Source organism: Helicobacter sp. UBA3407 (genome assembly GCF_949747025.1).
In the GTDB taxonomy this organism is placed as follows: domain Bacteria; phylum Campylobacterota; class Campylobacteria; order Campylobacterales; family Helicobacteraceae; genus Helicobacter_D; species Helicobacter_D ganmani.
In genome coordinates, this window is sequence record NZ_CATKCB010000244.1 from 1 (window position 1) to 2,634 (window position 2,634).

General features: G+C 37.2%; 8 protein-coding genes. All 8 read left to right on the forward strand.

What is annotated here, in order from left to right; all coding sequences use genetic code 11:
* Positions 1-222 (forward strand): hypothetical protein (locus Q1553_RS08230; protein ID WP_300842918.1); only part of this gene is annotated, 222 nt, incomplete at its 5' end.
* Positions 185-283: a Dyp-type peroxidase domain-containing protein gene (locus Q1553_RS08500; RefSeq protein WP_181881683.1), complete on the forward strand. Its 99-nt coding sequence runs from the start codon at positions 185-187 to the stop codon at positions 281-283. The genes Q1553_RS08230 and Q1553_RS08500, both read left to right, overlap by 38 nt.
* Entirely contained in the window at positions 240-350 is a 111-nt protein-coding gene (locus Q1553_RS08505; RefSeq protein WP_366146022.1) for a Dyp-type peroxidase domain-containing protein, read from the forward strand. The genes Q1553_RS08500 and Q1553_RS08505 overlap by 44 nt, the downstream gene beginning before the upstream one ends.
* A gap of 53 nt (positions 351-403) precedes the next feature.
* Positions 404-547 carry a Dyp-type peroxidase domain-containing protein gene (locus Q1553_RS08510; protein WP_115552309.1) on the forward strand — a complete coding sequence of 48 codons (144 nt, stop codon included), beginning with the start codon at positions 404-406 and terminating at the stop codon, positions 545-547.
* A gap of 73 nt (positions 548-620) precedes the next feature.
* A complete protein-coding gene (locus tag Q1553_RS08240) occupies positions 621-827 on the forward strand; it encodes a hypothetical protein (RefSeq protein ID WP_300675818.1) in 207 nt (68 codons plus the stop codon).
* Positions 827-1,054: a hypothetical protein gene (locus tag Q1553_RS08245; protein ID WP_115552308.1), complete on the forward strand. Its 228-nt coding sequence runs from the start codon at positions 827-829 to the stop codon at positions 1,052-1,054. Before Q1553_RS08240 ends, Q1553_RS08245 begins: the two co-directional genes overlap by 1 nt.
* 184 nt (positions 1,055-1,238) lie before the next feature.
* On the forward strand, positions 1,239-1,625 hold the full coding sequence (locus Q1553_RS08250; protein ID WP_300842919.1) for an FTR1 family protein: 387 nt from the start codon (positions 1,239-1,241) through the stop codon (positions 1,623-1,625).
* A 247-nt stretch (positions 1,626-1,872) separates the two neighbouring features.
* Positions 1,873-2,484, forward strand: coding sequence for a LysE family transporter (locus Q1553_RS08255; RefSeq protein WP_297571931.1), 612 nt, complete (start codon positions 1,873-1,875; stop codon positions 2,482-2,484).
* Positions 2,485-2,634: the final 150 nt, after the last annotated feature.

The window sequence follows — 2,634 nt, forward strand, 5'->3', positions numbered from 1 at the left end:
AAACGCATATTTATTTTTGTGTTGGATTTACATATAGAATCTCTTGCTGAAATCAGAGAGATTTTAAAGTATGGACTGCTTATGCGAGCAAGCTCACAATGGGTGAGAATGTCGCGCTATATAGCAAGAATGTGCTTGTCCCAACCAACGACACGGAAAGACAGATTCACTGAATCCTTACGATTTGACAATCACCTTTGGCGCAGGAGCAAGTTCTTTTGATAAATTGGGTTTAAAAGTTGCGCGACCTAAAGCATTACAAGGATTTGCCACATTTCCCTAGAGATCAATTATGCCCAGACTTTAGCGGTGGTGATGTTTGCATTCAATCTTGTGCAAATGACCCATAGATTGCCTTTCACGCTGTGCAGAATCTCGTGCGAGTTGCTTGCTTAAGGTTACGATGAAGTGGTATCAAATGGGATTTAATTCTTGTGAAAACTGCGAGACACCACGCAATTTATTTGCGTTTAAAGATGGCACAATTAATCCTAGCGAAAATAAATTAGATAAAGTCGCTTGGGTAAAGGATAGAACTTGGGCTTGATAATGGCACTTATTTGATTATTCGTCGTGTGAAAATGCACCTTGAGGCTTGAGACAGACTCAAAGAGCCAAACTTGGAACATTTAGAATCCCTTTCTATCGCACCGCTTGCATTTGAAAAGGAGCAGAATCCGATAGATTATGAAGCAAAACGCAAGCAGTTAGAAAAGTGTGTAATGCCTATATTTAAGCAATTTAAGAAAGCGACAGAGAAAAATATTGAAGAATTCCCTCACTTTATAGGAGATTCTATGACACTTGGCAACGCAATGAGCGCATAGTGGGCGATACAAGCGCGGGATATTATGGGCAGATTGAAACGGCTTTGGCGCTTTATTGTGTCGCAATGGTCAGTGAAGCGGTGGATTTTGATTCTATGAATTTTCATATTCAAAAGTTGGGTGCTGCTTTGAATGATTTTATTACGGGAAATGTTTTAGAGTCGCAAAGTCGAGGGTGTGCCACAAAATTTATCACATGGTTTGACACTTTTACGCCGTGCGCTTGAGGATTTTTCACAAAATGAAGCTGTGGCAAAAGATGCGATTTTTACTTTTATTGCGCAGTAGCCTATTTTTGAGGGTGAAGTGCGTGAGCATAAGAGATGGTGGGTTGTATAATTGTATAGAATCTGAACTTCCAGAAATTTCTACACAGCAATAGATGCAGCGATTGTTTTGTTGTGAGAGGGTGTGGAAGCACTTTTGATTGTTATGGTGTTGCTTGCAGCATTGCAAGCGGCAAATCAGACGCGAGGACAGCATTGGGTAATCGGTGGAGCCAGTCTTGGGGTAGTATTTAGTATTGTCGTAGCTTTGGCATTAGTGCAGCTTTTTCCTTTGGCGGCAGCAGGAACAAATCGTGAAATTTTGGAGGGTGCAGCAGGAATCGCAGCAGTTATTGTGATGATTTTTGTTGGTGCTTGGTTGCATAGCAAAGCAAGTCTTACGGGTTGGCAGGCTTATATTAAATCAAAAATGGGACAAGCACTTGCTCAAGGTAGCTTGATTGGATTAGGAGGGCTTGCGTTTTTGAGTGGAGGGAGCGGCAATATTGGAGTGATACTGATTGCTATCTAATGAAAATCTTTGCACAAAAGTTGCCCATTCATTTGATGTTTAGGGTGATGAATTGGCTAATCTATGCGCTTGGATTCTGTTAGCGTGTATGTGTTGTGTGCTACCATCAGATATTTACCCATTCCTAGCGTGCTTGTTTTGGGATTTTATAATAACCTTCAGGGAATCGCTGTGCAAGTTATTTATATCGCATTAATTGTCCTTTTGTTAAAATACTAGAAAATAATCAAAGGAATCATCAGATTTAATGTCTATTTTCTTTAAAGGATTCTTTCTTTCCTTGTCCCTCCTTGTCGCCATTGGAGCGCAAAATGCCTTTATTATTAAGCAAGGCATAAGTAAGAATCATATTTTTGTAGTTAGTGGAATTTGCTTTTTTTGTGATGTTGTCTTAATGGGATTTGGGATTTTTGGAATAGGAGAATTTTTAGCTAAAAACAGAATCTTAAATTTACTCATTGCATCGGTTGGGATTCTATTTGTTTTATATTATGGATTTCTTTCTTTAAAGTCTGCATTTTTTGCAGAATCTCACCCTAAATTTTTACAATCTAATTCCTTATCGCTTAAAAAAACCATTTTATTGACTTTGGCAGTTACCCTTTTAAATCCTCATGTCTATTTAGACACGGTTTTTGTAATAGGTGCTACTGCATTAATGTTTAACTTTGATGAAAAAATTATTTTTGCTTATGGAGCATTTACTGCATCATTTTTATGGTTTTTTGGTTTGGGGTATGGTGCTTTGAAATTAAGTCAGATTCTTATTCAAATAACTAAAATAATAGATATTCTTATAGCGATTATAATGTTCTTTATAGCTTTCTCGCTTTTACGCTATGTTTTAATTTCATCTTAAGTTTTTTTGTGTATAATCTCACTTCCATTTTTTGTTGAAAAATTTGAAATGTGTTCTTACACAACTCATTGTTAAAGCCTAAAATAAGTAATAACTACAATCACGCAAATAACCAAGATTGTTTTAATGGATTTACATTCATTAAGGCAG